The organism is Streptomyces sp. SN-593 (assembly GCF_016756395.1).
GTDB lineage: Bacteria > Actinomycetota > Actinomycetes > Streptomycetales > Streptomycetaceae > Actinacidiphila > Actinacidiphila reveromycinica.
Window position 1 is genome coordinate 4,115,806 of sequence record NZ_AP018365.1, and the last position, 25,436, is coordinate 4,141,241.

Sequence of the window (25,436 nt, forward strand, 5' to 3'; positions counted from 1 at the left end):
GAATCGGGGGCGGGCGGTTCGGAAACCGCGCCCGACGTCCGGGCGGACCCGCGGCCCGCGGCCCGTTCCGCACGGGGAGGAGGCCGCGGGCCGGGGCGCGGTCAGCCCGGCGGGAGGGCCGGGCTCGGGGTCACAGCCCCGGAGTGGTGGGCAGCGTGGGGGTGGACGGCAGCGAGGGGAGCGTCGGCAGGCCCGGCAGGTCGGGCTGGGGCAGCCCGCCACCGAGCACCGTGGCGACCGCGACATTGACCAGGCCGGTGACGACCGCGGTGCCGGCGGTGACGGCCCCCGCCGCGTCGCCCGCGGCGACGGCCTTGCTCAGCGAGTCGATGGCGGTCTGGAGCGCGGCCAGGGCGTCCGCCTGCACGTCGGCCGCGGCGCGCGGCCGCACCGCCCCGGTGGCGGCCGCCGAACCGCTCGGCGCGGCGGGGGCGTTGGACGCGGCCGAACCGTTCGGCGCGCTCGGCGCGGTCGGGGTCGCCGGGGTCGCGGGCAGGTCCTTCTTCGCCGCGGCGATGGCCGCCGTCGCGGCGGTCGCGTCCGAGGCCACCTTGTCCTTGGAGACGGGCGTGGCCAGCGCGTCGTGGACCAGCGTCGTGACCGGGGTGAGGACGCTCCCGAGGCCGCCGAGCGTCTTGGCCTGGGCGAGCACCGTGGCCGCGTCCGCCCGCGCCGCGGGCTGGGCGGCGGGAGTCGCGGGCTGGGCGGCGGCGGAGTGCTGGTGCGGGGCGTCGGCGGACGCGGTGCCGACGACGCCGCCGGCCAGGGCGGCGACGAGCGCGGCGGAGACGGCCACGCCGGTGGTGCGGTGGCTGAGCATGGAACGGTTTCCCTTCGTGGAAGCGGGACTGCTGCCTCGACCACGGTGGGAAGGGGTCCGCGGGCCCGCAACCGAGAGGGCCGGGCGGACCCGGCGGACCCTGCCCGCGTCCCCGGCAAGTCGGCTGTGCGCGGGCGGGGTTCGGCGGTCACCCGACCGCCGGGCCGGGATACTCCGTCGGGGTGCGAACGCCGTGCCGACAGCTCCACGAACGGGCGAATCCTGTGCCCGGGTGTCGCCCGCTGAGGTGACATCGGCGCGGTACCGGGCCGGTAGCCCGTTAGGGTCCGGCGCATGAGCCAGACCAACACCGCCTCCGCGTCGTCCCTCCAGAGCCGCCTGGGCACCCTCGTGGTGATCCCCTGGGCCGGCAGCCACGAGGACGGCGGGGACACCCCGTTCCTGCTCGCCTACTCCCTCGGTGACGGGGTGGACGGCCCCGAGGCCGGACAGGAGGCGGTGCTCCAGGCGGCCAAGGAGATCGGGCTGCCGGTGGGCGGCGCGATCCTGGACGTGGCGCAGTCCCCGAAGGCGGACGTGCGGGTGCTGGTCGAGGGCGGCAAGGCGGTGCTGACGATGCCTTACCTGAAGGTGACCTGCCCGGTGCCGGACCAGTGGACGGCCGCGGCCCGCGCCCGCGAGTCGGTCTACGTCATCCTGGCCAGCCGCCCCTGGCCCGAGGCGGCCCCGGGCACCGCGGTCACCGAGGAGTCGCTGCGCGCCTTCGCCGCCGACGCGGAGGTGCTCGGCACCGCGGCCCACTTCACGGTCCCGGTCGGCACCCTGCGGGTCTGAGCCGGACCGGACCGCGGACAGCACTGAGGGGCGCCCCCGGAAAGGGGCGCCCCTTGTGCGTGCGGACGGGAGGAGTCAGCCGTTGACGAGTTCGTTGCCCGCGGTCACCGCGTCGGACCCGGCCTTGACGGCCTTCTGGACGGCGTCGACCTTCGAGCCGACCCCGGACTGCTGGACCACGCCGGACGCGACGCTGCCGGCCTGCGCTCCGGTGTCGGCGGCGGTCACCGCGGTGCTCGCGAGGGTGGAGCTGAGGTCGGCGGCCTGCACGGCGGGCGCGGCGGCGGCGAGCACGAAGGAACCGGCCGCGGCGGTGGTGAGGATGCGGAATACGTTCATGGTCCGTACAACGCCCGAGCCCGCTCCCAGGGCACGCCCCCGGCGCCGGGCGTCAGCCCCGGTCCACGGCGTTCACCCGTGCAGGTGGAACGGCGCACCCGTCCGGCGCAGCCCCGCCGACGAGGTGACCGCACGTACCGCGGTGTTGCCCGGCTGTGACAACCACCGCACGCCGCGGGGACGTTGGCTTGCCAGGCTTCCCCCAGCGGCTCGTACCGCCACCGCCGCACCGTCTTCGTTCATGGGGGAACCGAGATGCACGCGACCACCTCCCGCCGTACCCGCGGCCGCAGACGCAGCACCGCCGCCGCCATCGCGCTGACCGCGGGGATCACCGCCAGCGCCGCGCTGCTGCTGACGGGGTGCGGCCCCGACGACCCGACCGCCGACGGCACCGCGCCGCCGTCGGCCTCCGGCGGCCCGACGGGCGGGTCCGGCGGCACGACCGTCCCCGCGGACCCCGGCGGCACCCGGCTCAACGGCACCGCGCACAACGGCCTCACCCTCAGCGACGGCAGCCGCTACGTCGTCATGAACGGCACCCGCGTGGACTTCGGCACCCTGGTGCGCGACCTCGCCTGGTCCCCGGACGGCGGCCGGGCCGCGTTCGTCGACGGCGACGGCGACCTCGCGGTGAGCGGCGCCGACGGCTCCGGCCGGGTGGTCGTGGCCAGGAACCCCGGCGGCCAGACCTGGTCGCACCCGACCTGGCAGACCCGCACGGCTGACCCGGCCAACGGCATGACCGCCCTGGACAACCTCGTCTTCGCCGTGCGCAGCGGCGGCACCACCACGCTGGAGAGCGTCCCCTCCGCCGGAGGAACCCCGCAGCCGATCACCCTCAACCCGATGGCGGTGGAGCACCCGGACCCGTTGCCGACCACCGGCAACACCTGGCCGAACGCCGGCCGGGAGGGCACCGCGGTCTACGCCAACACCGACAGCGGCCAGGTCTACTTGCGCGACGACAACCTGCGGCAGCAGGGCTCGGCGCTGACCGCGGGCTCCGAGCCGGCGATGTCCCCGGGCGACGACGAGGACGTCGTCTTCGTCCGCTCGGTCGACGGCCACGACCACCTGTTCCTGGAGGACTCCACGGACGGCGGCCCGACGTACAAGGACCTCACCCCGGACGCCACCACGGACTACACCGAGCCGGCGTTCTCGCCCGACGGCACGCTGATCGCCGCGCGCACCCGCAGCGGCACGGTGGAGCTCCGCGCCGACGGCTCCGGCACGCCGGTGAAGATCTCCGACTACACGGGGCTGCCGGCCTTCCGGTCGTCGTAGGGCGGCCGCGTCTCAGCGGCGGTCGCCGAGTTCGGCCCGCAGGGCGGCCAGGTGGGTGTCGGCGTTCTCGTGCGGCAGGAACTCCACCACGTCCAGGAAGCGGAAGAGGGTCCGGTCCGCGGTGACCGCGAACTCGTACTCCGCGAAGCCGACCACCGCCCCCAGCACCCCGCGCGCGGCGCCCCGTACGACATGGGCGGTCAGCGCGTCGGGGTGCTCGGCGTCGGTGCCGCGGCGGCCGCCCGGGCGGGCCAGGTACGGGCAGACCATCGACGCGTAGAGCATGCACGCCCGGTGCCCGGGTCCCTCGGTGGTCGGCGCGAGGTTGCGGTACGGGCGGCCCGCCGCGCGCGCGTCGGCGATCGCCCCGGCCTCGGTCGCGCCCACCACGCGCCAGACGGTGCCGCGCGGCATCCGGGTGCCGCACACCGAACACAGCCGCTGCCGGGCGCAGTCCGCGCTGCGCCCGTGGTCGGTGAGCGCGAACTGCGGGCGCTCCCCCTGCCACGGGGTGATCGCGGGCACGGGGTAGCCGCGCTCGTCACGGGGCCTGGCCTCGACGGGTGGCGGCTTGGGAACCGCGTCGAATCGCACGGGCCATGCCTACCAGGGCCGCACGGGCGGCCGGAACACCTCTGCCGGGCCGCCTCGGTCCGCGGGCCCCAGGGCGGCCGCCGGCCCGGGGGGAGCCGGTGCCGCCGCCGTCAGCTCCGCCGTCGACGCCGCCCCCGGCGCCGTCCGCGCGGCGCGCACGCCAGTCCGCGACGGCCTGCTCGACGTCGAACGGCCGCACGTTCAGCGGCGGGCCGGGCGGCGGGCGGCGGATCGCGGCCTCGATCTTCTCGTTGACCGCCGTGAGGATCCGCCGCACCTGCCGCTCGGAGCGCGCCTCGGCGACGGCCGCGGCGGCGTCCTCAGCCTCCTTGCGCAGCACCAGCGACGGCGGCAGGAAGGACAGCCCCTCGCGCCGCATCTTGCCCTTGACCCACCACAGCTCGTCGTAGGGGGCGTCGAGCGAGGCCAGCGGTCTGCCGCGGCCGGGCAGGTCGGCGAAGGCGCCGCGCTCCTCCGCCTCGCGGATCTGCCGGTCCGCCCACGTCTCGAAGGACACACCGGGCGGCTTGCGTTCGGTCATGGGTCACTCCTCGGTACGCCTCGACTCGGGGTCGCCGGGCAGCGGCGGCGCGCACCTTCGAGGCTAGGGCCTGTCCGGCGGATCGTGCCGGTCGAGCTCGCGGGGTCCGGTGCCGTGCATCGCAAGGCGGAGAATCATCCGCGTACCGGGTCGTACGTGGGTGATTCGACAACGCAGGGAGGTGCGGTGCCGGGCGCCGCGAGCCCGGCAGGATCCGCCGGACAGGCGGCCGGTAAGGGTCACGCCCCCAGGAGTTCGGGGCTTACCCCGTGCTCAGGTCCACCGCGGCAGCGCTTCAGGTCCATCACGGCACGGCGCGGGAGTTCGCCCCGGCACCGCGGGGGGAGTCGCCCGGCAGCCGCGCCGCCCGGCCCCGAATCGCGGCGCCCCCTGACCTCAGCGGCGGGGTCCGGGCTCGGGGACGGCCCGGGCGGCCAGCAGGGCCACGTCGTCCTCGGCCGCGTCCGGCGCGAGCCGGTGCACCACCCGGGCCAGCAGCGCGTCGAGCGACCCTCCTCCCGCGCGCGCCGGCACGGCCCCCTCCGCCGACGGGGCGCCCTCGGGCGGGAGCCGCAGCCCGGCCAGCCGTGCCAGCGACGTGTCGATGTCCTCGCCCCGCCGCTCCACCAGCCCGTCGGTGTACAGCAGCAGGGTGTGCCCGGGCGGCCAGGGCTGGTACACCGTCTCGTACCGTCCGCCGAGGTCCGCGCCCAGCGGCGGGCCGGGCGGCACGTCGAGCAGCGACACGCGGCCGTCGGGGGCGACCAGGGCGGGCGGCAGGTGGCCGGCGCTGGAGAACCAGGCGGCGCCGCGCAGCGGGTCGGCGATGCCCAGCAGGCAGGTCGCGGGCCGCTCCACGCCGCCGGCCGCGAGCAGCCGGTCGATCCGGCGCAGCACCCGGTCCGGCGCGTCGCCCTCACCGGCGCCGACCCGCAGCATGGAGCGGTAGTGGCTCATCTCGACCGCGGCGCCGACGCCGTGGCCCATCACGTCCCCCATCGCCAGCAGCGTCAGCCCGCCGGGCAGCGCGAGCGTGTCGAACCAGTCGCCGCCGACCAAATCGTCGGCGCCGGCCGGCAGGTAGCGGGTGGCGGTGTCGACCCGCGGGTTCGGGGCGCCGGGCACGGCCAGCAGCGCACGCTGCAACTCCACCGCGATGCCGTGCTCGCGGGTGTAGCGGCGGGCGTTGTCCAGGCTGATCGCGGCCCGCTCGGCCAGCGCGCGGGCGACGGCGACGTCCTCCTCGTCGAAGGCGGGCGACGCCCCCGCCCTGACCATCGAGACCGTGCCGATCTGCTCGCCGCGCGCGGCCAGCGGCACGATCAGGCCGGAGTGGATGCCGGCCGAGCGGTAGAACGGCACGTGTCCGGTGCTCGGCGCGGACCGGCTCATCTCGTCGTCGGACAGCAGGTTCAGCACGATCGGCCGGCCCGTGCGGAGGCAGCGCGGGATCGCCGAGCCGGGCTGGCAGTCGAGGTACTCGCCCGGCTCGCCCAGGCCCGCCGCGACCGCGCGCAGCGACGGGCCGGCGCTGAGGGCGGAGCGGCGCAGCCGGACGGTGCCGTCGGGCGGCGGGCGGTGGCCGTCCTGCTCGCCGCTGGAGAGCACCTCCACCATCGCGGCGTCCGCCAGCACCTCGACCAGCAGGTCCGCCAACTCCTGGCAGGTCGGCTCCATCTCCAGGGTGGAGCCGATCCGCATCGCCGCCGCGTCCAGGACGAGCAGCCGCTCCCTGGTCCGTTCCAGTTCCCGCCGCGTCTCCTGGTCCTCGCTCACCTCCAGCAGCACCAGGCCGACGCCCAGGACCCGGCCGCCGGTGTCCGTGACCCGGTGGCAGCAGCCGCGCCAGTGCCGCCGGGCGTGGGCGGAACCCGCCCGGGTCTGCCCGCTGGAGGTCAGCTCGCGCGGCCGGCCGTCGGCCAGCACCTGCCGGAACAGCTCCTCGTCGATGTCGACCCCGGGCACGATGTCCGCGATCCGCCGCCCGGCGTGCGCCTCGACCTCGACGCCGTTCATCCGGGCCAGCGCCGGGTTCACGTACAGGTACCGCAGGTCGGGGCCGAGCAGCGCGACCCCGGCCTGCGTGCCCTCCAGCAGCGCCTGCCACACGGGGCTGCCGGGCGCCGGACCGTCGGGCTGCATGGCTGGTCCCTCCTGCGGGTCGTACGTCCACCCTGCCCGCAGGTCGGCCGATCGGCGATTCGGGCGCGGGGCGGGGCGGACGGGGCCACGGATCAGGCGGGGAGTGGAAAGCGGGCCCGGTCGGGGGGCGGGGCGGCGGGGCGGGTCAGGCGCGGGGCAGCCCGAGCCGTCCTTCGAGCTGGACCAGCAGTTCGGCGAGGAGGGTCGCGACCTGCCGCCGGTCGCCGTCCGGCAGGCCGGAGAGCGCGGCGGTCTCGTACCGCAACTGCTCGGGCATGACCGTGTCGATCAGCTCCCGGCCGCCGCGGGTGAGCCGCACCCGGGCGACCCTGCGGTCCCGGGTGTCGCTGCGGCGGTCCACCCAGCCGCGCTCCACCAGCAGCTTCAGCCGCTTGGTCACGGCCGCGCCCGAGGAGAAGGTCTCCCGGGCCAGCTCGCCGGGGGTCAGCTCGTGACCGGTCCGCCGCAGGGCGCTGAGCAGGTCGAACTCGGCACGGGTCAGGCCGGCCCGGCGCAGCGGGGCGTCCTCCGCGTGCTGGAGCAGGGCCGCGCAGCGGTTGATCCGGCCGATGACCTCGATCGGGCCGGTGTCCAGGTCGGGCCGGACGGCCCGCCACTGGCGGACCACCCCGGCCACCGTGTCCCCCGCCACCGCGTCCCCGGCCGCTCCGCCGTCGCCCGCTGCCGTCATGCCGCCGCGCCCCCTCCGGTGTCCGCCGCGGTGCCGCCGTTCCCGAGCCCCTGGGCGCGCACCGTCTCGGCGAGCGTACGGTGTCCGCCGCGCTGGACGGCCAGCACGTCCTGCTCGGGCAGCGGGGCCTGCCACCACTCGCCGGCCGCGATGTCCCGTACCTCGCGCAGTTCGACCAGCGCGAAGGTCAGCCGCCGCCTGGCGGCCTCCAGCCTGGCCGGGTCGGGCTGCGGGTCGGCGAGCACGCGCCGCGCGTCCTGCTGGGCGGCGCGGGCACCGCTCAGCGCCACCGCCAGGATCCGGCCGGGGCGGCGGGTGACCACCGCCATCGCGGCCAGCATCCCGACGACGGCGCCGACCAGGGTGTCCACCACCCGGTCGGTGAGCAGCACACCGGCCGACTGGGGCCGGGCGAACTCCACGATCAGCAGGGCCATCGGGGTCACGCAGATGCTGCCCAGCCAGTAGTTGCGGGGCATGAACGCCTCGGCCGCGAAGTTGAACGCCAGGGCGACCAGCACCAGGGCGGTGCTGCCGGTGTCGGTCAGCGGGGTGACCGCCACGAAGACCAGCACGCCGACCACGTTGCCGACCACCCGCTGGATGCTGCGCCGCCAGGACTGGCTGACGTTGGCCTGGGAGACGGCGGCCGCGGTGACGATGGCCCAGTAGGGACGCCCGACGCCGAGGCCGAACGAGACGTAGCCGGCCAGCGCGCAGCCGGCGAAGGTGCGGACGGCGACCGGCAGGAGCAGGCCGCCCGGGCGCATCCGGCGCAGCAGGGACGGCCCGGGGAAGGCGTGCTCCACCTCGACGCCGAGCAGGTCGGTGTCGCCGCCCGGGTCGGCCGGCCGCGGGACCGGTCCGGTGCCGCGCAGCCGGTCGGCCCATCCGGCGAGCAGGCCGGCGTCGGGCGCGGTCGGGCTGGCGAGGACGATCTCGGCCCGGATCAGCAGGCGCTCCAGGGCCCGCCGGTCCTCGGTGCGCCGCCCGCTGAGCAGCAGGTTCTGCCAGCCGATCTGGATGGCGGCGGCCGCGGCGTCGCGGGCGGGCCCGGTCTCGGGGTCCCCGGCCGGCAGCCCGGCGTAGCGGGCGGTGGCCCGCAGCGCGCCGCGGACCGCGCGCCGCTCGGGGCCCTGCGGGCGGAACAGCCCGGGCGCCATGCTCACCAGGTAGGCGAGGGCCGCCGCGCCCAGGGTGAGGGCGAGGTGACCCGGCACCTGGCCGATCCGCTGGGGCACGAACAGGGCCGCCGAGCTGATGAACGTGAAGATCACGTGTGCGGGCGGGCCGATCCTGGTGGCGTCGCAGAGCAGTTTCTGCACCGCGGCGAGCAGCGCGCCGACGGTGATCAGCGCCATGGTGCCGTCCACGAGGGAGGACGTGACGAGGGCCGTGGCGAGCCCCGCGACCATGCCGATGATGACGCCGACCATGGTCCTGGCCCGGTTGGCGTACGGCCGGTTGTGCGCGTAGGTCGCGCAGAGCGAGCCGGCCATGGTGTACACCGCCAGGTCAAGCCGGTCCAGGCAGAGCAGGATCACGTTGGGGACGGCCGAGGCGACGACCGCGCTGACCGCCGGCTTGAACCAGATGTCCGACGTCCGACCCAGCCGCAGCACCCCGGCGGTGGGCAGCCGGCGCGGCCCGTGCGGAGGGAGGACGGTTTTGCTCATACGACAAACTTACCAAGTGTTTTACCTGGAAAACAAAAACTCATGCCGCGGCCGGACGCCATCCCTGCGTCGAGGCTGCGCCCGGACGAGCGGGGCCGGTAGGCTTTCCGTGTGATCTTCAAGCGCATCGGAAACGGGCGGCCGTACCCGGACCACGGCCGGGTCAGCACGCGTGAGTGGGCGGACGTCGCCCCCCGTCCCGTGCGGCTGGACCAGTTGGTGACCACCAAGGGACAGCTCGACCTGGAGACGCTCCTGGCGGAGGACTCCACCTTCTACGGCGACCTCTTCGCCCACGTCGTGAAGTGGCAGGGCGACCTCTACCTGGAGGACGGCCTGCACCGGGCGGTGCGCGCGGCGCTGCAACAGCGCCAAGTGCTCCACGCCCGGGTCCTGGAGATGGACTGACAATCCGCTTACGCTGCGCTCATGAGCATGCTGACCCCCTCCGGGATGGGCGGGAAGTACCGGGTCACGGGAAACGCCTATCCGCGAATGCGCCCGCCCAAGCGGCGCGGCCGGTTCGTGGCCGTCCTGGTCGCCGCGGTGGTCGTCCTCGGCCTCTTCGGCTGGGGGGCCGTGCAGCTCTTCCACGTCTTCGGCGGTGACGGCGGCAAGAGCACCGCACGGGCCGCGCCGAGCCGTCCGTCCTGCTCGCCCTCGGCCAGTCCGGTGGCCTCCAAGCCACTGGCCCTGCCGCAGCCGGCGCACGTCACGATGAACGTCCTCAACGCGACCACCCGCGGCGGGCTCGCGAAGACCACCGCCGACCAGCTCGCCGCGCGCGGCTTCAAGGTGGCGAAGTTCGGGAACGCGCCCGACCCGTACAACGCGAAGGTCGCGCAGTCCGCGCTGATCATCTCCGGGCCCGGCGGGGAGGCGGCCGCCCGCGAGGCGGGCACCCAGGTGGTCGGCTCCACCGTCACGATCGACCCCAAGCGCAAGGGCAGTACGGTCGACGTGCTCATCGGCAACGCCTTCGCGAAGCTGGCGACTCCGACCCAGGCGGCGGAGGCCCGGGTCACCGCGGCCAACCCCCCGGCTCCCAAGCAGAGCTGCGCGCCCCAGGACTGAGCCGCCCCTCCCGGCGGCTGGGGCCGGTCCGGCGGATCCTGCCGGACCGGCCCTAGCCGACCGTGCCGTAGAGGCGGTCGCCGGCGTCGCCGAGGCCGGGGACGATGAAGCCCTGCTCGTTCAGCCGCTCGTCGACCGCGGCGGTCACGACGGTGACGGGCTTGCCCGCGAGTTCACGCTCCATCACCTCGACGCCCTCGGGGGCGGCGAGCAGGCAGAGGGCGGTGACGTCGTCGGCCCCGCGGGCGATGAGCAGCCGTATCGCCGCGACCAGGGTGCCGCCGGTGGCCAGCATGGGGTCCACCACGTACACCTGGCGGCCGGAGAGGTCCTCGGGCATGCGGGTGGCGTACGTCCTGGCCTGGAGCGTGTCCTCGTCGCGGACCATGCCGAGGAAGCCGACCTCGGCGGTGGGCAGCAGCCGGACCATGCCGTCGAGCATGCCCAGCCCGGCGCGCAGGATCGGCACCACGAGCGGCCGGGGGTAGGACAGCCGCACGCCCGTGGTCCGCGCGACCGGTGTCACGATGTCGACCTGCTCGGTGCGCACGTCACGGGTCGCCTCGTAGGCGAGCAGCGTGACGAGTTCGTCGGCGAGCCGGCGGAAGGTGGGCGAGTCGGTGCGCTGGTCGCGCAGGGCGGTGAGCTTGTGCGCGACCAGCGGGTGGTCGACAACGTGGAGACGCATGGGAGGACTGTATCCGGCGGCCCCGCCGTGCACCCCGCCTCCGTCACCCGCGCCCTCTGCGGGCGGGGACGGGTAAACCGCACCTTCGGGGGAAGGTTCCGGAGGAATCGCGACACAGACGCGGGGACGGTGGCACATGCCGGACACGACGGGCCGCGGCAGCGGCGGCGGACGCGGCGAGCGGACTACGGCCTCGGCTACGGCTTCGGCCTCGGCCTCGGCCTCGACCCAGCGCGACCGGGAGCAGGAACGGCGGCACAAACGGGCCGCGTTCCTGCGCGAGCTGGACGAGGCGAGGGAACTGCGCGACCGGGTCCGGCCCCGGCGGGCGCGGGCCGCCCGGATGCGCCAGCAGATGCGGATGCGCACCTTCCGCTGGTGACCCGTTGGGCGCTCGCGGGCGCCGGCCGGGAGAGGCCCCCGCGATGTGCGCAACGTCACCACGGCGAGCGGTCGGGTGGCCGTGGGGCCGGTCGGGGGTCCGCCAACATCGCGGTTTTCCGGAGAAGTGACCAAGTCCTGGCACGTCGCGGTGGCGAAGACCTCTCGCAACGGCCGTGTTTCTGCCACGATGCCGAGTGGGTGGGACCGTCATGAAACCCTCATGAACCGCAAGGTGGGCCCACCCGTTCCGGACGGCCCGAGACCTGTGGGAGAGTCACGGTGTACTTCGCCGCACTGCTCGCGCGCACCGAGGACGGTTGGCAAGCGAGCGAACCCGATCTCGACGATGTGGAAACCCTCGCCGATCTGAGCGAACTGGCTCGTACGGCAGGCGAGGAGGAGGAGACGGTCCTGGTCTTCATCGAGCAGGAGGACGCCTGGTTCGGCGTCATCCGCGTCGACGGTGAGGACGACCCAAGGATCTACGTGTCGGACGCGGCCGCCGCCGCCCGCAGCTCGTACGGGGAGATCCTGCTCACCGACGAGGTGCTGGGCCGCGACCCGGGGAACGCGGACGACCTCGACGACCTCGTCGACCTCGACGGCACCGAGGACGGCGACACCGACGACACCGACGAGGAGGCCGTGGCCGGCCTCGCGGAGGACCATGTGCCGACCGGCCCGCTCGGCGAGACCGGCCTGCTGGCCGACCTGGGCATGAGCGCCGCCGACCTGCTCGCGCTGAGCGGCGACGGCGCCCTGACCGGTGAGGCACTGGGCGAGATCGCCGACGCCCTGGGCGCGGCCGACGTGCTGGAGGCCGTCCGCTGACCGACCCCGATCCCGGTGCCGGCGCCGGACCCGACGTCCTGCGCGACCCGTGGGTGCCCGCGATGCGGATCGCCCTGGCGGAGGCCGAGCACGCCCCGCTCACCGGTGACGTACCGGTGGGCGCGGTCGTGCTGGCCCCCGACGGGTCGGTGCTCTCCCGTGCCCGCAACGAGCGCGAGGCGACCGGCGATCCGACCGCCCACGCGGAGGTGCTGGCCATCCGGCGCGCCGCCGCCGCGCTGGGCGGCTGGCGGCTGACCGGCTGCACCCTGGCGGTGACGCTGGAGCCGTGCACCATGTGCGCCGGCGCCATCGTGCTGTCCCGGCTGGCGCGGGTGGTCTACGGCGCGGCCGATCCGAAGGCGGGCGCGGCCGGCTCCCTGTGGGACCTGGTCCGCGACCGCCGCCTCAACCACCGCCCCGAGGTGATCGCCGAGGTGCTGCCCGCACCGAGCGCGACCCTCCTCTCCCGCTTCTTCCGCCCCCGGGATTTCTGACCACGGCCCCCGGTGGGCTAAGCTCTCTCTCGGTAGCGTGTCCGAGCGGCCTAAGGAGCACGCCTCGAAAGCGTGTGAGGGGGCAACTCCTCCGTGGGTTCAAATCCCACCGCTACCGCCATGAGCTGCAAGGACGAGGGGCCCGACCGTTGTTCGGTCGGGCCCCTCGCCGTGCCCGTCCCGGTTCCCGTCCCCCGCGGCCGCCACCGGGCGCGCCGACCGCCCCGCCGCCCACCGCCGGGAAAGCCTCGCAATCATCATCGTTTTTACGGATGATGATGCTGTCCGATCGTCTGGTTACTCCGTTCGACGGATAGAATCCGGCGGTTGCACAGGTGCGACCGCCGGGCCGAGTCGCTGCCGGGGAGGCCAAAGAGCATGGCGCAGGCGAGGAGGATCGCCACCATCGTGCTGGTGATCTTCGTGCTCTACACGATCATCGACCAGCCGGCTCGGGCGGCCGATCTCGTACAGGTGGGGTTCGTCGGGATCTCGAACGCCGCCAAGAGCTTGGGGCAGTTCATGCACGACCTGGCCAACTGAGGCCGCGGGCAAGACGAGGAGTGGCGATGATCCGGCACCTGGTGCTGTTCAAGCTGAACGAGGGCGTCGAACGCGACGACGCGCGCGTGGTCGAGGGCGGCCGGGTGTTCGCCGAACTCGGCGCGCTCATCCCGGAGGTGGCGGACTGGGAGTGCGGCTGGAACGTGACGGACCGGCCGATCGCCTACGACTTCGCCATCAACTCCTCCGTCGCGGACGCCGACGCGCTGACGCGCTACCTCGAACACCCCGCGCACCAGGCCGCGGTCGCGCTGTGGTCGCAGTTCGCCACCTGGGTCATCGCCGACTACCCGGTCTGATCGCACGCCCGTTCGCCACGGCCCCCCGGCCGCCGGCCCGGAGCCCCTCGCCGTCCGCGGCGGGGGGCTTCGTCGTGCCGGCGCGCGCCCGGCCCGTTCGTACAACACGGCAATATGCGGTGCTTGCACAAAGCACACATGAATTGTGATGCTATGACCGCTTTGCCCGACGTTTCGACGGACGTTCGCCGGATGGTGCCGTCGCAAGCGAACCGGAGTGGACCGACAAGGGGTGTGGTGTGCCGGTATCGGCCCGTACGGCGTCAACGCCGGCGACGACGTATCCGCGTGCGAGGACGCGGACGCCGAACAGCAACGCGGCCGACGCACGCGCGCTGACCCAGGTGCTCTTCGAGGAGATCGCGCGGCTGGAGCCGGGCACACCCGAGCACGCCCGGGTGCGGGCCGCGCTGATCGAGGTGAACCTGCCGCTGGTGCGGTACGCCGCGGCGCGCTTCCGCAGCCGCAACGAGCCGATGGAGGACGTGGTCCAGGTCGGCACGATCGGCCTGATCAACGCGATCGACCGCTTCGACCCGGAGCGGGGGGTGCAGTTCCCGACCTTCGCGATGCCCACGGTGGTCGGCGAGATCAAGCGCTACTTCCGCGACAACGTGCGCACCGTGCACGTGCCGCGCCGGCTGCACGAGCTGTGGGTGCAGGTCAGCGGCGCCATCGAGGACCTGACGGTGCTGCACGGCCGCTCGCCGACGACCGCGGAGATCGCCGAGCGGCTGCGGCTGTCCGAGGACGAGGTGCTGGCCTGCCTGGAGGCCGGCCGCGCCTACCACGCCACCTCGCTGGAGGCCGCCCAGGAGGGCGACGGCGCCCCCGGGCTGCTGGACCGGCTCGGCTACGAGGACCCGGCGCTCAACGGCGTCGAGCACCGCGATCTGGTCCGCCACCTCCTGGTGCAACTGCCGGAGCGCGAGCGGCGCATCCTGCTGCTGCGCTACTTCGGCAACCTGACGCAGTCCCAGATCAGCGCCGAGCTGGGCGTTTCCCAGATGCACGTGTCCCGGTTGCTGTCGCGCAGCTTCGCCCGACTCAGATCCGCAAACCAGCTCGAAGCGTAACCCAACGGGATCAAGCCACCTGCACAGATAAGTCGACATGACGCTACAGCGTGTTGCCGACATGTGACATTCTGCGGATAGCGCGTTTGTGACGGCCGGTCCTCCGGTATTCCAGTGGAGGAACAACCGTCGCTCGCGACGCCCGTCCGCGACCTCAAGGGGGTGGCATGTCCGTACAGTTGGGCAGTCCCAAGGTGCTTCGTACCGACGCAACCGACGCTGACGCACCGCATGACGCTGTGCACAGCGATGCCATCGACACCCGCACGCTGTCCCGTTCGCTCTTCCTGCGGCTGGCGGAGCTTCCCGTCGACAGCCCGGACCGCACCTACGTCCGCGACACGCTCATCGAGCTGAACCTCCCGCTGGTGCGGTACGCCGCCGCCCGTTTCCGCAGCCGCAACGAGCCGATGGAGGACATCGTCCAGGTCGGCACGATCGGCCTGATCAAGGCGATCGACCGGTTCGACTGCGAGCGCGGCGTGGAGTTCCCGACCTTCGCGATGCCGACCATCGTCGGCGAGGTGAAGCGCTTCTTCCGCGACACCTCGTGGTCGGTGCGGGTGCCGCGGCGGCTCCAGGAGCTGCGGCTGGCGCTGACCAAGGCGAGCGACGAGCTGTCCCAGAAGCTGGACCGCTCTCCGACCGTCGCCGAACTGGCCGGCTGCCTCGGCGTCTCCGAGGAGGACGTGGTCGACGGCCTGGCGGTGGGCAACGCCTACACCGCCAGCTCGCTGGACTCCCCGCCGCCCGAGGACGACGGCGGCGAGGGCACCCTGGCCGACCGGCTGGGATACGAGGACAGCGCCCTCGAAGGCGTGGAGTACCGCGAGTCGCTGAAGCCCCTGCTGGCCCAACTGCCCCCGCGGGAGCGCCAGATCATCATGCTGCGGTTCTTCGCGAACATGACGCAGTCGCAGATCGGCGAGGAGGTCGGCATCTCCCAGATGCACGTCTCCCGGTTGCTCACCCGGACCCTGGCCCAGCTCCGCATCGGGCTGACCTCTGAGGCGTGACGAGCGAGCTCCCGGAGTGGCCGGCCGAGGAACGAGGCCGTCCGCGCAGGGAGCGAGGAGGAAGGCCGACCAGGGGGCCGGAGGCGGAGAAGGGGAGTGGTCGCCGTTACTTCATCGCGAGCGCGACCACTCCCACGATCACCACCAGCACCACGACGACACCGATGATCAGGCCCGCCCGGCTGCGGCTCTGGGCCTGCTGCACCTGCGCGGGCGGCGGCTGCTCGTCGACGAAGGCGCGGAACATCTGGGTGCTGCCGGCCGGGTCGTAGTTGTTCTCAGGGTTCGGCGAGGAGTTCGACATGCCGCCAGACCCTAGCGTGTCCGTGGAATAACCCGCACCCCCCGGTTGTTCTGGTGCCACATGGCACGCATCGGCAACTCAGCGCTCGACGTCTTCCCCCTCTCCCTCGGCGGCAATGTCTTCGGCTGGACGGCCGACGAGGCACAGTCCTTCGCCGTGCTCGACGCCTTCACCGGGCACGGGGGCGACTTCATCGACACCGCGGACGTGTACTCGGCCTGGGTGCCGGGCAACTCCGGCGGCGAGTCGGAGACCATCCTCGGCGCCTGGCTGGCCCGCCGCGGCCGCCGCGACGACGTGGTGATCGCCACGAAGGTCGGCATGCACCCCGACCACAAGGGGCTGCGGGCCGACACGATCAAGAAGGGCGCCGAGGCGTCGCTGCGCCGGCTCGGCGTGGACCACATCGACCTGTACTACACGCACCGCAACGACACCGACGTGCCCGTCGAGGAGATCATCACCGCGCTGGACGCCCTGGTGCAGGAGGGCAAGGTCCGGGCGATCGGCGCCTCCAACATCTCCACCGAGCGGCTGGCCGCCTCCCTGGACTTCTCCGAGCGCGAGGGCCTGGCGCGGTACGAGATCATCCAGCCCAAGTACAACCTGGTCGAGCGCGAGGAGTTCGAGGGGCCGCTCGCGGACCTCGTGGCGGCCCGCGGCGTGTCCACCGCGCCCTACTACGGCCTCGCCTCCGGCTTCCTCACCGGCAAGTACCGCCCCGGCACCCAGGTGGACAGCCCGCGGGCCGCGCGGGCCGCCGGCTTCCTCGACACGCCCTCCGGTCCGAAGGTCCTCGCGGCGCTCGACGAGGTGGCCGCCTCCCACGGCGCCGAGGTCGCCACGGTCGCGCTGGCCTGGCTGGCCGCGCAGCCGACGGTGGTGGCGCCGATCGCCAGCGCGCGGACGGTGGAGCAGGTGCCCTCGCTGACCGCGGTGGCCGAACTGGAGCTGACCGAGCAGGAGGTGGCGGCGCTGACCGCCGCCGCGTCCTGAGCCGACGGCAGGGGGCGGGCGGCGCCGCGCCGCGCGCCCCTGTGCTCCCCCTCACCGGCCCCAGCACTTGCGCAGTGCAACCATCTGTCCCTACGGTTGCTCCAGGCAATCACCTGCGCGGGCGCGAGGTCGCGTGGGAGCGTGCGACTCCCGGTCGGACGGCACGTACCCGCAGCGGAGAGGTCGGGTCGTCCGGCACGGGTCACGGGTCCTGGCGGCGGCCGGAGCAGGGGACGGCCGAGGCCGCCCGCCGGGACCCCCACACCGGCCGCGGGTCCGCCCCGCGGCCGAGGCGGCATCCGCGGCGGGCACGGCCCCGCGCGCGGTGCGCCCCGGCGCTCGTCAGTCCCCGGCGCTCGCAGGGCCCCTGGCACCCGTACGGCCTCCAGCTCGGGCCCGGCGCTCCGGCGTAGGGTGCGGGCATGGCTCCCAACATCGCCACCAACACCCATGTCGGCCTGGACGAACTGCTGGAGTTCATCCGGCCGCGCCACCACGCGATCCTGCTCACCACCCGCGCGGACGGCCGCCCGCAGGGCTCGCCGCTCACCTGCGGGGTGGACGACTCGGGGCGGATCGTGGTGTCGACCTACCCCGAGCGGGCGAAGACCCGCAACGCCAGGCGCGACCCCCGGGTCAGCGTGATCGTGCTGTCCGACTCCTTCAACGACGCGTGGGTGCAGGTCGACGGCCGCGCCGAGGTGCTGGACGCGCCGGAGTCCGTCGAACCCCTCGTGGAGTACTTCCGGAACATCTCCGGCGAGCACCCGGACTGGGCGGAGTACCGCGAGGCGATGCTCCGGCAGGGCAAGTCCCTGATCCGGATCACCCCGGAGCGCTGGGGCCCGATCGCCACCGGAGGCTTCCCCGCGCGCCTCGCCTGAGTACCGCCGCACCCTGGGCACCGCCTCACCCGTACCGCCTTTCCGGGTACCGCCACGCCTGGGCGCCGCCGCCTCCCGCCCCCTCGCCCCCGTGCGGCTCCCGGACATGCGGCGGCCCGCGGACCGGCAGGACCGGTCCGCGGGCCGCGGACGGCGGGCTCGCTCCCGCGGCCCGACCGGACGGGGGTTACGACGACTTCGGCGCCGTGAGGTCGTAGACGGTGGTGCCGCCCACGGTCTTCGCGGTGAAGTGCGACGTGACCCAGGAGCTGATCTCGGTGGGCGTGCTGCTGCCGCCCATCGAACCGCCGCCGAACCCGCCGCCGCCGATGAAGTAGTGGATCCGGCCCTCGGACACGTACTTCTCGAACTGCGCCAGCGTCGGTGACGGGTCGCTGCCGTTGAAGCCGCCGACCGACATCACCGGCTGCTGGGTCGCCAACTGGTAGCTCGCCTGGTTCTGCGAGCCGATCGCGGCCGCCACCCAGGTGTAGTCGCCGGCGTCCTTCAGCAGCAGGGCCTTCATCGCGGAGCTGACCTGGGCGCCGTCGAGCAGGCCGCCCATGCCACCCGCTCCGCCCTCGCCGCCGGCGCCGCCGGGGAAGCCGTTCCCGCCCTGGGCCTGGCCCTGTCCGCCCTGTCCGCCCTGTCCGGGCGTCTGCCCCTGCCCCTGGGCCTGGCCCTGTCCGGGCATCTGCCCGAACCCGCCGCCGAATCCGCCGGTGCCGGTGCCGTTCCCCGTACCGTTGCCGCCGCCGTTCCCGTTGCCGGGGAAGGTGCCGGTCGGCGGGGTGCCGCCGGTCCGGCCCTGGCCACCGCCCGGGAAGCCGCCCCGGCCGCCGCCACCGCCGCCGGGGAACCCGCCGCCGCCCTGCACCGCGGGCCCGGCGGTCACGATGGACCCCTCGTGCGGGGTGCTTACGGTGTCGAGGGTGTAGGCCACCGGTCCGCCCAGGACCGCGGCGAGGCCGACCACCGCGGTCACCACGGTCAGCCGGGCGCCGGCGCGAGCGGCCGCCATCCCCGGCAGCGCGCCCGCGAGCAGCGCCAGCGCGGCCACCGCTCCGGCGACGACGATCGCGACGCGCAGCCACGGATGCCAGTCGGGGCTGCGGTGCAGCAGGGTGTACGCCCACACGGCCGTGCCGGCGACGGTGAGCGCCATGACCGATGCGGCCGCGATGTGGGTGCGGCGCTGCCACAGCAGGGAGGCGCCCATGCCGACCAGCGCCGCGATGTAGGGCGCGAGGGCGATGTTGTAGTACTGGTGGAAGATGCCGGACATGTAGCTGAACGTCACGAACGTCATCAGCAGCGCGCCGCCCCAGAGCAGAAACGCCGCCCGGGTCGCCGAGGTGCGGCGGGCCCTGCGGGTGATCCACAGGCCCGCGACCAGCGCCACGAAGGCGGCCGGCAGCAGCCAGGCGATCTGCCCGCCCATCTCCGAGTTGAAGAGCCGGCCGATGCCGGTGGCGCCCCACATGCCGCCGCTGTTGCCGCCCGGTCCCCCGCCGCCGCCGACGCTGCCGGTCTCGTTGCCGGTGATCCGGCCGAAGCCGTTGTAGCCGAAGGTCAGCGACAGGAAGCTGTTGTCCTGGGAGCCGCCGATGTACGGGCGCGAGGACTTCGGCCACAGCTCGACGATCGTGACCCACCAGCCGCCCGCGACCACCATCGCGACGGCGGCGTACAGGATCTGGAGCAGCCGGCGGCGCAGCGGGGTCGGCGCGCAGACCGCGTAGACCACGGCGAGCGGCGGCAGGATCAGCCACGCCTGGAGGGTCTTGGTCAGGAACGCGAGGCCGAAGACCGCTCCGGCGATCAGCAGCCACTTGGTGCGGGCGTCCTCGACGGCGCGCAGCACGCAGTAGACCGCGGTGACCATGAGCAGCGCGAGCAGCGCGTCGGGGTTGTTGAAGCGGAACATCAGCGCCGCGACCGGGGTCACGGCGAGCACCGCGCCCGCGGTCAGACCCGCGCCGGGTCCGAAGCGGCGCCGTACGGCCGCGTACAGCACGCCGACGGTGCCGACGCCCATCAGCGCCTCGGGCACGAGGATCTGCCAGGAGCCGAGGCCGAACAGCCGCACCGACAGGGCCATCGGCCACAGCGCGGCCGGCGGCTTGTCGACGGTGATCGAGTTCGCGGCGTCGGAGGACCCGAAGAAGAACGCCTTCCAGCTCTGGCTGCCGGCCTGGACGGCGGCGGAGTAGAAGGAGTTGGCGTACCCGGAGGCGCCCAGGTCGTACAGGTAGAGCACCAGCGTGGCCACGAGCAGGCCGAGGAACGCGGGGCGGACCCACGTCGGGTCCTCCGGGCGGCCGCGCCAGACGCGGTGCGGCAGGCTCCGCCCGCCGCCGGCCGGCGGCTCGGTGGCGGGGCCCCCGGTGTCCGGCTGCCGGTCGCCGCGCGATACCGCGACGGCGGACGTCTGGGCGGCCGGTCCTTCGACGGCGCGGGTCGCGCCGCCGTCGGCGGCGACCGGGCCGGGTGCGGGACCGGGCGGGCCGGTCACGCCGTCCAGCGCGTGTGCGTCGCTCGGGGAGGTCATCGGGCACTCCTCAGATCGTGGTCGTCGCGGTCGTCATGGTCGTCGCGGCCCTGGAAGGCCGCGAGGGCGGGTCCGTCGGGGGCGGGGACGGTCCCGGCGTCGTCGGCGCGGAACCCTGCGCGGAGGCCGGCGCCGGCCTCCGCACGGGAGCCGGCCCGGGAATCGGCGCCGCAGTCGGCGCCGCAGTCGGCCCCGGAATCGGCGCGGTCGGGGAAGAGCCAGGCGCGGAAGAGCAGGAAGCGCAGCACCGTGGCGGCGAGGTTCGCCGCGACCAGGACCGCGAGTTCGGTCCGGTGGGCGGGGTGCGGCGCCGCGGTGTGCAGCGCCGCCAGCGAGCCGCTGGTCAGCGCGAGGCCGATGGCGAACACCACGAGCCCCTGGGCCTGGTGGCGGACCGCCCGGGCCGAGCCGCGCACCCCGAAGGTGAGCCGCCGGTTGGCGGCGGTGTTGCCGAGCGCGGACAGCAGCAGGGCCAGCGCGTTGGCGAGTTGGGAGTCCAGCCCGTGGCGGAAGAGGAAGTACAGCACCAGGTAGACGGCGGTGCTCAGCACGCCGACCGCGCAGAACCCGACCAGTTGGCGGGCCAGCCCGGCGGGTACGCCCGGCAGTTCGCGGTCGCGCGGGTCCTCCCCGAACGGCCGGCGCAGCCGGTCGAGCGCGAGCCGCCCGGTGGCCAGTGCCCGGCCGACCCGCCACACGCCGCGCAGGTCGGCGGTGGCGGTCCGCACGATGTCCACGCTGCTGTTCGGGTCGTCGACCCAGTCGACCGGCACCTCGTGGATGCGCAGGCCCGCGCGTTCGGCGAGCACCAGCATCTCCGTGTCGAAGAACCAGCTGCTGTCCTCGACCATCGGCAGCAGCCGCTGCGCGACGTCGGAGCGGATCGCCTTGAAGCCGCACTGCGCGTCGGAGAAGTGCGCGGCGAGCGAGCCGCGCAGGATCAGGTTGTAGGCGCGGGAGATGAACTCCCGCTTGGCGCCGCGCACCACCCGCGAGGACTGCGCGAGCCGCGAGCCGATCGCCAGGTCGGAGTGGCCGGAGATCAGCGGGGCGACCAGCGGCAGCAGGGCGTTGAGGTCGGTGGACAGGTCCACGTCCATGTACGCGAGCACCGGCGCGTCCGAGGCGGTCCACACGGTGCGCAGCGCCCGCCCCCGCCCCTTCTCCTCCAGCCGGACCGAGACGACGCCGGGCAGTTCCTCGGCGAGCCGCGCCGCGATCGCCGGGGTCCGGTCGGTGCTGGCGTTGTCCGCGACGGTGATCCGGAACGGGTACGGGAAGGTGTCGGTGAGGTGCGCGTGCAGCCGGCGCACGCCGGGCCCGAGGCCGTCCTCCTCGTTGTAGACGGGGACGACGACGTCGAGCACGGGGGCGACGGGCGCGGAGGGCCCTGGGGTACCGGGGGTCGGGCGGGTCGCGGCGTCGGAGGGGTGTACTGCGGCCGCGACCGGCAGGTGCCGACGGGCGGGCAGGTTGCCGAGGTTGGTTCGCATGCCATGAGCCTCGGCAACCGGCCTGTCACGGCGATGTGCTGAGGCTGAGGGAGACCTATGAGTCCGATGGTGCCGGTGGGACCGGGAGGGCGTGCACGGCCCCGGCCGCGGGCGCGGTCGGCAGCGTGACGGTGAAGACCGTACGGCCGGGCACCGAGGCCACGTCGACGGTGCCGCCGTGCGCCGCGACCACCGAGTGCACGATGGCCAGGCCCAGGCCGGTGCTGCCCGCCGCGCGGGAGCGGGAGGCGTCGCCGCGGGCGAACCGCTCGAAGACGTGCCGGCGCAGCTTCTCGGGGATGCCGGGGCCGTCGTCCTCGACCTGGAGCACCACGTCCGCGGGCCGGCGCAGCGGCACGTCGGCCGGCCGGCGCCGGACCCGGGCGGTGACGGTCGTGCCGGGCGGGGTGTGCGCGCGGGCGTTGGCGAGGAGGTTGGCGAGCACCTGCCGCAACCGCGGCTCGTCGCCGTACACGGTGGCGGGCTCGTCCGGCAGCTCCAGCCGCCAGTCGTGGTCGCGGCCGGCCGCGCGGGCGTCGCTGACCGCGTCCACCACCAGCGGGGACAGGTCGGTCTCGGTGCGGTCGACCGGGCGGCCCGCGTCGAGGCGGGCGAGCAGCAGCAGGTCCTCGACCAGCGTGGTCATCCGGGCCGCCTCGGACTCGATCCGGCCGAGCGCGTGCCGGGTGTCGGGGCCGACCGGCTCCTGGCCGCGGCGGGTCAGCTCGGCGTAGCCGCGGATGGAGGCGAGCGGGGTGCGCAGTTCGTGGCTGGCGTCGGCGACGAACCGCCGGACCCGGGTCTCGCTCTCCTGCCGGGCGTGCAGCGCCGAACCGACGTGCCCGAGCATCCGGTTGAGCGCGGCGCCGACCTGGCCGAACTCGGTGCGCGGGTCGGTGTCGGACTCCGGGACCCGGCTCAGCGGGGCCACCTCGCCGCGGTGCAGGGGCAGTTCGGCGACCCGGGTGGCGGTGGCCGCGACCCGGCGCAGCGGTTCCAGGGCGATCCGCATCAGCGCGGCGCCCGCGAGCCCGGCGGCGACCAGTCCGGCGGCGGCGACCGAGACCTCGACCCACAGCAGGGTGGACAAAGTGTCCTCGGTGCTCTCGCTGCTCAGGCCGACCAGCACGGTGCCGCCGTCCTGGACGGAGGCGGCCGACTCGACCCGGTAGTCCCCGAGGCCGGGGATGGTGACGCTGTGCGGTTTGCCGTCGCGGGGGACGCCGGAGAAGACCGCGGCCTGCTTGGCGGTGAGGTCGTCGGCGACGAGCTGGCCGGTGCTGGGGCTGTTGGCGCTGACCGCGGCCTCGGTGACGGTGCCGGCGGAGCTGACGGTCGCGGCGACCGTCTCGCCGGGCTGGCCGCCGCCGGAGAGGAAGACGAAGGACAGGCCGTGCGGCATGTCGGCGGCGCCGCCGGTGGGGCCGAGCCCGTTGCGGCCGCCGGGGACGTTCTGGCCGAGCCCGGACTGGTCGGGGCGCGGGCCTCCGGCGCGGACCGCCGTGTCGTGCACCTTGGAGTCGAGCTGTCCGTAGAGGAAGTCGTGCAGCGCGAAGATCGTCACCGCGCCGATCACCGCGCAGACGACGGCGACCAGGGCGACGCAGGAGGCGACCAGGCGGCGGCGCAGGGACCAGCGGCGCGGCGCCCAGCGGCGGGCGCGGCGCGAGGTGTGCGGGGTGCGCGGGGGCGAGGTGTGCGGGGGCGGGGAGGAGGGCGGCGGCGGGGGCGGGGCGCCACCGGGGGTGGCGTGGCCGGCAGCGGTGCGGCCGGGGGTGGCGTGGCCGCGGTGGCCGCCGTCGTACCGGCTGGAGCCGGAACCGGGGCTGTGGCCGGAGCCGTGGCCGGGGTCCGCGGCGGCCGCGCCGGGCCCCGGTCCGGCCTGCGGGGCCGGGCCGTGCGGGTGCGCCGCGGTCGGGGCGGGCCGGGTCACACCGGTTCGCCGGGCTTGATCAGGTAGCCGGCGCCGCGCCGGGTGTGGATCATCGGCGAGCGTCCGGCGTCGATCTTGCGGCGCAGGTAGGAGATGTACAGCTCGACCACGTTGGCCTGGCCCCCGAAGTCGTACGACCAGACCCGGTCCAGGATCTGGGCCTTGCTCAGCACCCGGCGCGGGTTGCGCATGAGGTAGCGCAGCAGCTCGAACTCGGTCGCGGTGAGGTGGATGTTGTCGCCGCCCCGGCTGACCTCGTGGCTGTCCTCGTTCAGGACGAGGTCGCCGACGGCGAGCACGGACTCGTTGCGTACGGCGGCGGCGCCGGAACGGCGCAGCAGCCCGCGCAGGCGGGCGACGACCTCCTCCAGGCTGAACGGCTTGGTCACGTAGTCGTCGCCACCGGCGGTGAGCCCGGCGATCCGGTCCTCGACCGCGTCCTTCGCGGTGAGGAAGAGCACCGGCACGTCGGGGGTCTGGCGGCGCAGCCGGGCGAGCACCTCCAGGCCGTCCATGTCGGGAAGCATCACGTCGAGCACCACCGCGTCGGGGCGGTTCTCGCGGGCCGAACGCAGCGCGCCGGCTCCGTCGCCCTCGGTGCACACCTGCCAGCCCTCGTAGCGCAGGGCCATGGAGAGCAGGTCGGCGAGCGGGGCCTCGTCGTCCACGACGAGGACGCGGACCGGGGAGCCGTCGGGGCGGGCGAGGTCGCCGGCGGGGGCCGGGGCGGCAGTGGTGTGGGCGGTGTGGGTCGGGGAGGCGGCGTGGGTGGACCGGGTGGTCGCCGAAGAGGTGGAAGGCATACGGGACACCCTGTGCACGGGCTATGAGAGGAGCCTTAATCCGTTTCTGTGAAAACTCTGAGAATCCGGGGGGCTGGATGAGGACGGATGAAGCCCGGATGAAAAGGGAGCGGGAGTCGGGGGCGGCTCAGGGGGAGGTCGACGGTGGCTCGGGGCGGCGGCGGATCGGGTGACGGCGGGGGACGATGGCGGGTCGGGGGACGATGGCGGGTCGGGGGACGGTGGCGGGCCGGGTGACGGTGGCGGGCGGCGGCGGGTCAGGGGGCGGCGGGCCGGCGCGTCGAACCGCGGGGTCGGGAGGCTGCTGGGGCTCCCGCACCGGCGCCCCGGGGCCGCTCGGAGCCGGTCGCTCAGTCGAAGCGGACGTGCCGCAGGCCGACGCCCGCCCGGCGCAGCCGGCCCCGCAGCGCCCCGTCCGTGTCGGGGGCGATGTCCAGCCCCGCGGAAGCGGCCAGCCGCTCGGCGACCTGGGGCACGGTGATCCGGTCGGTCCACACCTGCTCGGCGAAGTCCGGGCCGGCCAACCGCTCCAGGCACAGGTCCAGCCGGCGTACCGCGAAGGTCTCCCGGCGCGGCGGCGCGTCCTTGCCGGCCGCGCGCCGCAGCACCCGCCCGAGGCCGCGCTCGCGCAGCCGGCGCATGACGGTGGCGCGCTCGGCGAGCAGCGCGAAGTGGTGCACCTCGTGGCCGTCCGCCCGCAGCCGCCCGACCGTCTCGCGGAAGTACGCCGGCTCGACCACGGTCATCGGCACGATCACCGGGCCGGGCCGTTCGGCCAGTGTCCGCGCCAGCACCTGGTGGACGGCGGTGCGCCACACCGGCAGGTCCTGGAAGTCGCCACGCAGCTCGGGCGGCAGCATCCGGTGCAGCCCGAAGCCGACGTGCTCCGGGTCGCAGACCACGCTCCCCGGCACCCGCCGGAGCAACTCGTACGCGGTCTGCGTCTTGCCCCCGCCGAACGGGCCGTTGATCCAGATCAGCATGCCGCGAGCGTAGGACGGGCGGGGCGCCGCGGACCACAGGACGCGGCCCGCCGCTCTCCGCCGCGGACCGCGGACCGCGGCCGGCGGACGGCGGACCGAGGAGCGCGGCCGGCGGACCGAGGACCGAGGAGCGCGGCCGGCGGACCGAGGACCGAGGCCGGCCCGGGCGGAG

The 25,436-nt window shown here is 74.7% G+C and carries 26 protein-coding genes, 1 tRNA gene and 1 pseudogene; 14 read left to right on the forward strand and 14 right to left on the reverse strand.

All coding sequences use genetic code 11. The features are described 5' to 3' along the window. Positions 1–130: 130 nt before the first annotated feature. Positions 131–820, reverse strand: a complete 690-nt coding sequence (locus RVR_RS17215; RefSeq protein WP_202234703.1) for a hypothetical protein — start codon at positions 818–820, stop codon at positions 131–133. Positions 821–1,114: 294 nt separating this feature from the next. Here RVR_RS17215 and RVR_RS17220 point away from each other — a divergent pair, with 294 nt between their 5' ends. Beyond that, the gene (locus RVR_RS17220) at positions 1,115–1,615 is read left to right on the forward strand and encodes a DUF5949 family protein (RefSeq protein ID WP_202234704.1); all 501 of its coding nucleotides are present in this window, start codon (positions 1,115–1,117) and stop codon (positions 1,613–1,615) included. A 75-nt stretch (positions 1,616–1,690) separates the two neighbouring features. On the opposite strand, the gene RVR_RS17225 is transcribed toward RVR_RS17220, so the two are convergent. Then, on the reverse strand, positions 1,691–1,954 hold the full coding sequence (locus tag RVR_RS17225; protein WP_202234705.1) for a hypothetical protein: 264 nt from the start codon (positions 1,952–1,954) through the stop codon (positions 1,691–1,693). Between the two features lie 255 nt (positions 1,955–2,209). On the opposite strand from RVR_RS17225, the gene RVR_RS17230 reads away from it, so the two are divergent. Then, positions 2,210–3,244 carry a TolB-like translocation protein gene (locus RVR_RS17230; RefSeq protein ID WP_202234706.1) on the forward strand — a complete coding sequence of 345 codons (1,035 nt, stop codon included), beginning with the start codon at positions 2,210–2,212 and terminating at the stop codon, positions 3,242–3,244. A 12-nt stretch (positions 3,245–3,256) separates the two neighbouring features. On the opposite strand, the gene RVR_RS17235 is transcribed toward RVR_RS17230, so the two are convergent. The 5 genes and pseudogenes from RVR_RS17235 to RVR_RS37660 form a co-directional block, all read right to left on the reverse strand. Beyond that, complete coding sequence (locus RVR_RS17235; RefSeq protein WP_202234707.1) at positions 3,257–3,838, reverse strand: hypothetical protein; 582 nt, start codon at positions 3,836–3,838, stop codon at positions 3,257–3,259. 148 nt (positions 3,839–3,986) lie between these two features. Next, a pseudogene (locus tag RVR_RS17240) lies at positions 3,987–4,379 on the reverse strand (DnaJ family domain-containing protein); the annotation flags it as partial. Between the two features lie 396 nt (positions 4,380–4,775). Continuing rightward, positions 4,776–6,521, reverse strand: a complete 1,746-nt coding sequence (locus tag RVR_RS17245) for a SpoIIE family protein phosphatase (protein ID WP_202234709.1) — start codon at positions 6,519–6,521, stop codon at positions 4,776–4,778. A gap of 145 nt (positions 6,522–6,666) precedes the next feature. Beyond that, positions 6,667–7,212, reverse strand: coding sequence for a MarR family winged helix-turn-helix transcriptional regulator (locus RVR_RS37655; RefSeq protein WP_237404801.1), 546 nt, complete (start codon positions 7,210–7,212; stop codon positions 6,667–6,669). Continuing rightward, positions 7,209–8,888 (reverse strand): FUSC family protein, encoded by a 1,680-nt coding sequence (locus tag RVR_RS37660; protein WP_237404802.1) that lies wholly within the window; start codon positions 8,886–8,888, stop codon positions 7,209–7,211. Before RVR_RS37660 ends, RVR_RS37655 begins: the two co-directional genes overlap by 4 nt. Before the next feature lie 111 nt (positions 8,889–8,999). Here RVR_RS37660 and RVR_RS17255 point away from each other — a divergent pair, with 111 nt between their 5' ends. Further along, positions 9,000–9,296, forward strand: a complete 297-nt coding sequence (locus RVR_RS17255) for a type II toxin-antitoxin system VapB family antitoxin (RefSeq protein ID WP_093712089.1) — start codon at positions 9,000–9,002, stop codon at positions 9,294–9,296. Positions 9,297–9,317: 21 nt separating this feature from the next. Continuing rightward, a complete protein-coding gene (locus RVR_RS17260) occupies positions 9,318–9,962 on the forward strand; it encodes a LytR C-terminal domain-containing protein (RefSeq protein ID WP_202234710.1) in 645 nt (214 codons plus the stop codon). Positions 9,963–10,014: 52 nt separating this feature from the next. Here the strand turns inward: RVR_RS17260 and upp are convergent, their stop codons facing one another. Then, positions 10,015–10,650: a uracil phosphoribosyltransferase gene (gene upp / locus RVR_RS17265; protein WP_202234711.1), complete on the reverse strand. Its 636-nt coding sequence runs from the start codon at positions 10,648–10,650 to the stop codon at positions 10,015–10,017. Between the two features lie 136 nt (positions 10,651–10,786). Here upp and RVR_RS17270 point away from each other — a divergent pair, with 136 nt between their 5' ends. The 8 genes from RVR_RS17270 to RVR_RS17305 all read left to right on the forward strand — a co-directional run bounded on the left by RVR_RS17270 (position 10,787) and on the right by RVR_RS17305 (position 15,317). Continuing rightward, on the forward strand, positions 10,787–11,032 hold the full coding sequence (locus tag RVR_RS17270) for a hypothetical protein (protein ID WP_202234712.1): 246 nt from the start codon (positions 10,787–10,789) through the stop codon (positions 11,030–11,032). 281 nt (positions 11,033–11,313) lie between these two features. Continuing rightward, a complete protein-coding gene (locus RVR_RS17275; RefSeq protein ID WP_202234713.1) occupies positions 11,314–11,865 on the forward strand; it encodes a tRNA adenosine deaminase-associated protein in 552 nt (183 codons plus the stop codon). A gap of 62 nt (positions 11,866–11,927) precedes the next feature. Next, positions 11,928–12,362 carry a nucleoside deaminase gene (locus RVR_RS17280; RefSeq protein WP_202234714.1) on the forward strand — a complete coding sequence of 145 codons (435 nt, stop codon included), beginning with the start codon at positions 11,928–11,930 and terminating at the stop codon, positions 12,360–12,362. 31 nt (positions 12,363–12,393) lie between these two features. Beyond that, a tRNA-Ser gene (locus tag RVR_RS17285) sits at positions 12,394–12,483 on the forward strand. A gap of 257 nt (positions 12,484–12,740) precedes the next feature. After that, complete coding sequence (locus RVR_RS17290) at positions 12,741–12,905, forward strand: hypothetical protein (protein WP_202234715.1); 165 nt, start codon at positions 12,741–12,743, stop codon at positions 12,903–12,905. 26 nt (positions 12,906–12,931) lie between these two features. Beyond that, positions 12,932–13,225, forward strand: coding sequence for a Dabb family protein (locus RVR_RS17295; protein ID WP_202234716.1), 294 nt, complete (start codon positions 12,932–12,934; stop codon positions 13,223–13,225). A 239-nt stretch (positions 13,226–13,464) separates the two neighbouring features. Then, on the forward strand, positions 13,465–14,301 hold the full coding sequence (locus RVR_RS17300; protein WP_202234717.1) for an RNA polymerase sigma factor SigF: 837 nt from the start codon (positions 13,465–13,467) through the stop codon (positions 14,299–14,301). Between the two features lie 167 nt (positions 14,302–14,468). After that, entirely contained in the window at positions 14,469–15,317 is an 849-nt protein-coding gene (locus RVR_RS17305; RefSeq protein WP_202234718.1) for an RNA polymerase sigma factor SigF, read from the forward strand. Positions 15,318–15,423: 106 nt separating this feature from the next. Here RVR_RS17305 and RVR_RS17310 read toward each other — a convergent pair whose 3' ends face one another. Continuing rightward, a complete protein-coding gene (locus tag RVR_RS17310; RefSeq protein WP_202234719.1) occupies positions 15,424–15,621 on the reverse strand; it encodes a hypothetical protein in 198 nt (65 codons plus the stop codon). Positions 15,622–15,681: 60 nt separating this feature from the next. Between RVR_RS17310 and RVR_RS17315 the strand changes: the two genes are divergently transcribed. Together RVR_RS17315 and RVR_RS17320 are read left to right on the forward strand one after the other, a co-directional pair. Next, positions 15,682–16,617: an aldo/keto reductase gene (locus RVR_RS17315; protein ID WP_202234720.1), complete on the forward strand. Its 936-nt coding sequence runs from the start codon at positions 15,682–15,684 to the stop codon at positions 16,615–16,617. 422 nt (positions 16,618–17,039) lie between these two features. Further along, a complete protein-coding gene (locus tag RVR_RS17320) occupies positions 17,040–17,501 on the forward strand; it encodes a PPOX class F420-dependent oxidoreductase (RefSeq protein ID WP_202234721.1) in 462 nt (153 codons plus the stop codon). Positions 17,502–17,688: 187 nt separating this feature from the next. Here the strand turns inward: RVR_RS17320 and RVR_RS17325 are convergent, their stop codons facing one another. From RVR_RS17325 to RVR_RS17345, 5 genes are all read right to left on the reverse strand, one after another. Then, positions 17,689–20,052, reverse strand: a complete 2,364-nt coding sequence (locus RVR_RS17325) for an ArnT family glycosyltransferase (RefSeq protein ID WP_202234722.1) — start codon at positions 20,050–20,052, stop codon at positions 17,689–17,691. Further along, positions 20,049–21,545: a bifunctional glycosyltransferase family 2/GtrA family protein gene (locus RVR_RS17330; protein ID WP_202234723.1), complete on the reverse strand. Its 1,497-nt coding sequence runs from the start codon at positions 21,543–21,545 to the stop codon at positions 20,049–20,051. The genes RVR_RS17325 and RVR_RS17330 overlap by 4 nt, the downstream gene beginning before the upstream one ends. A gap of 55 nt (positions 21,546–21,600) precedes the next feature. Further along, on the reverse strand, positions 21,601–23,175 hold the full coding sequence (locus tag RVR_RS17335) for a HAMP domain-containing sensor histidine kinase (RefSeq protein ID WP_202238727.1): 1,575 nt from the start codon (positions 23,173–23,175) through the stop codon (positions 21,601–21,603). Between the two features lie 299 nt (positions 23,176–23,474). Next, positions 23,475–24,281, reverse strand: a complete 807-nt coding sequence (locus tag RVR_RS17340; protein ID WP_202234724.1) for a response regulator transcription factor — start codon at positions 24,279–24,281, stop codon at positions 23,475–23,477. A gap of 350 nt (positions 24,282–24,631) precedes the next feature. Then, positions 24,632–25,264, reverse strand: a complete 633-nt coding sequence (locus RVR_RS17345) for an AAA family ATPase (protein ID WP_202234725.1) — start codon at positions 25,262–25,264, stop codon at positions 24,632–24,634. Positions 25,265–25,436: the final 172 nt, after the last annotated feature.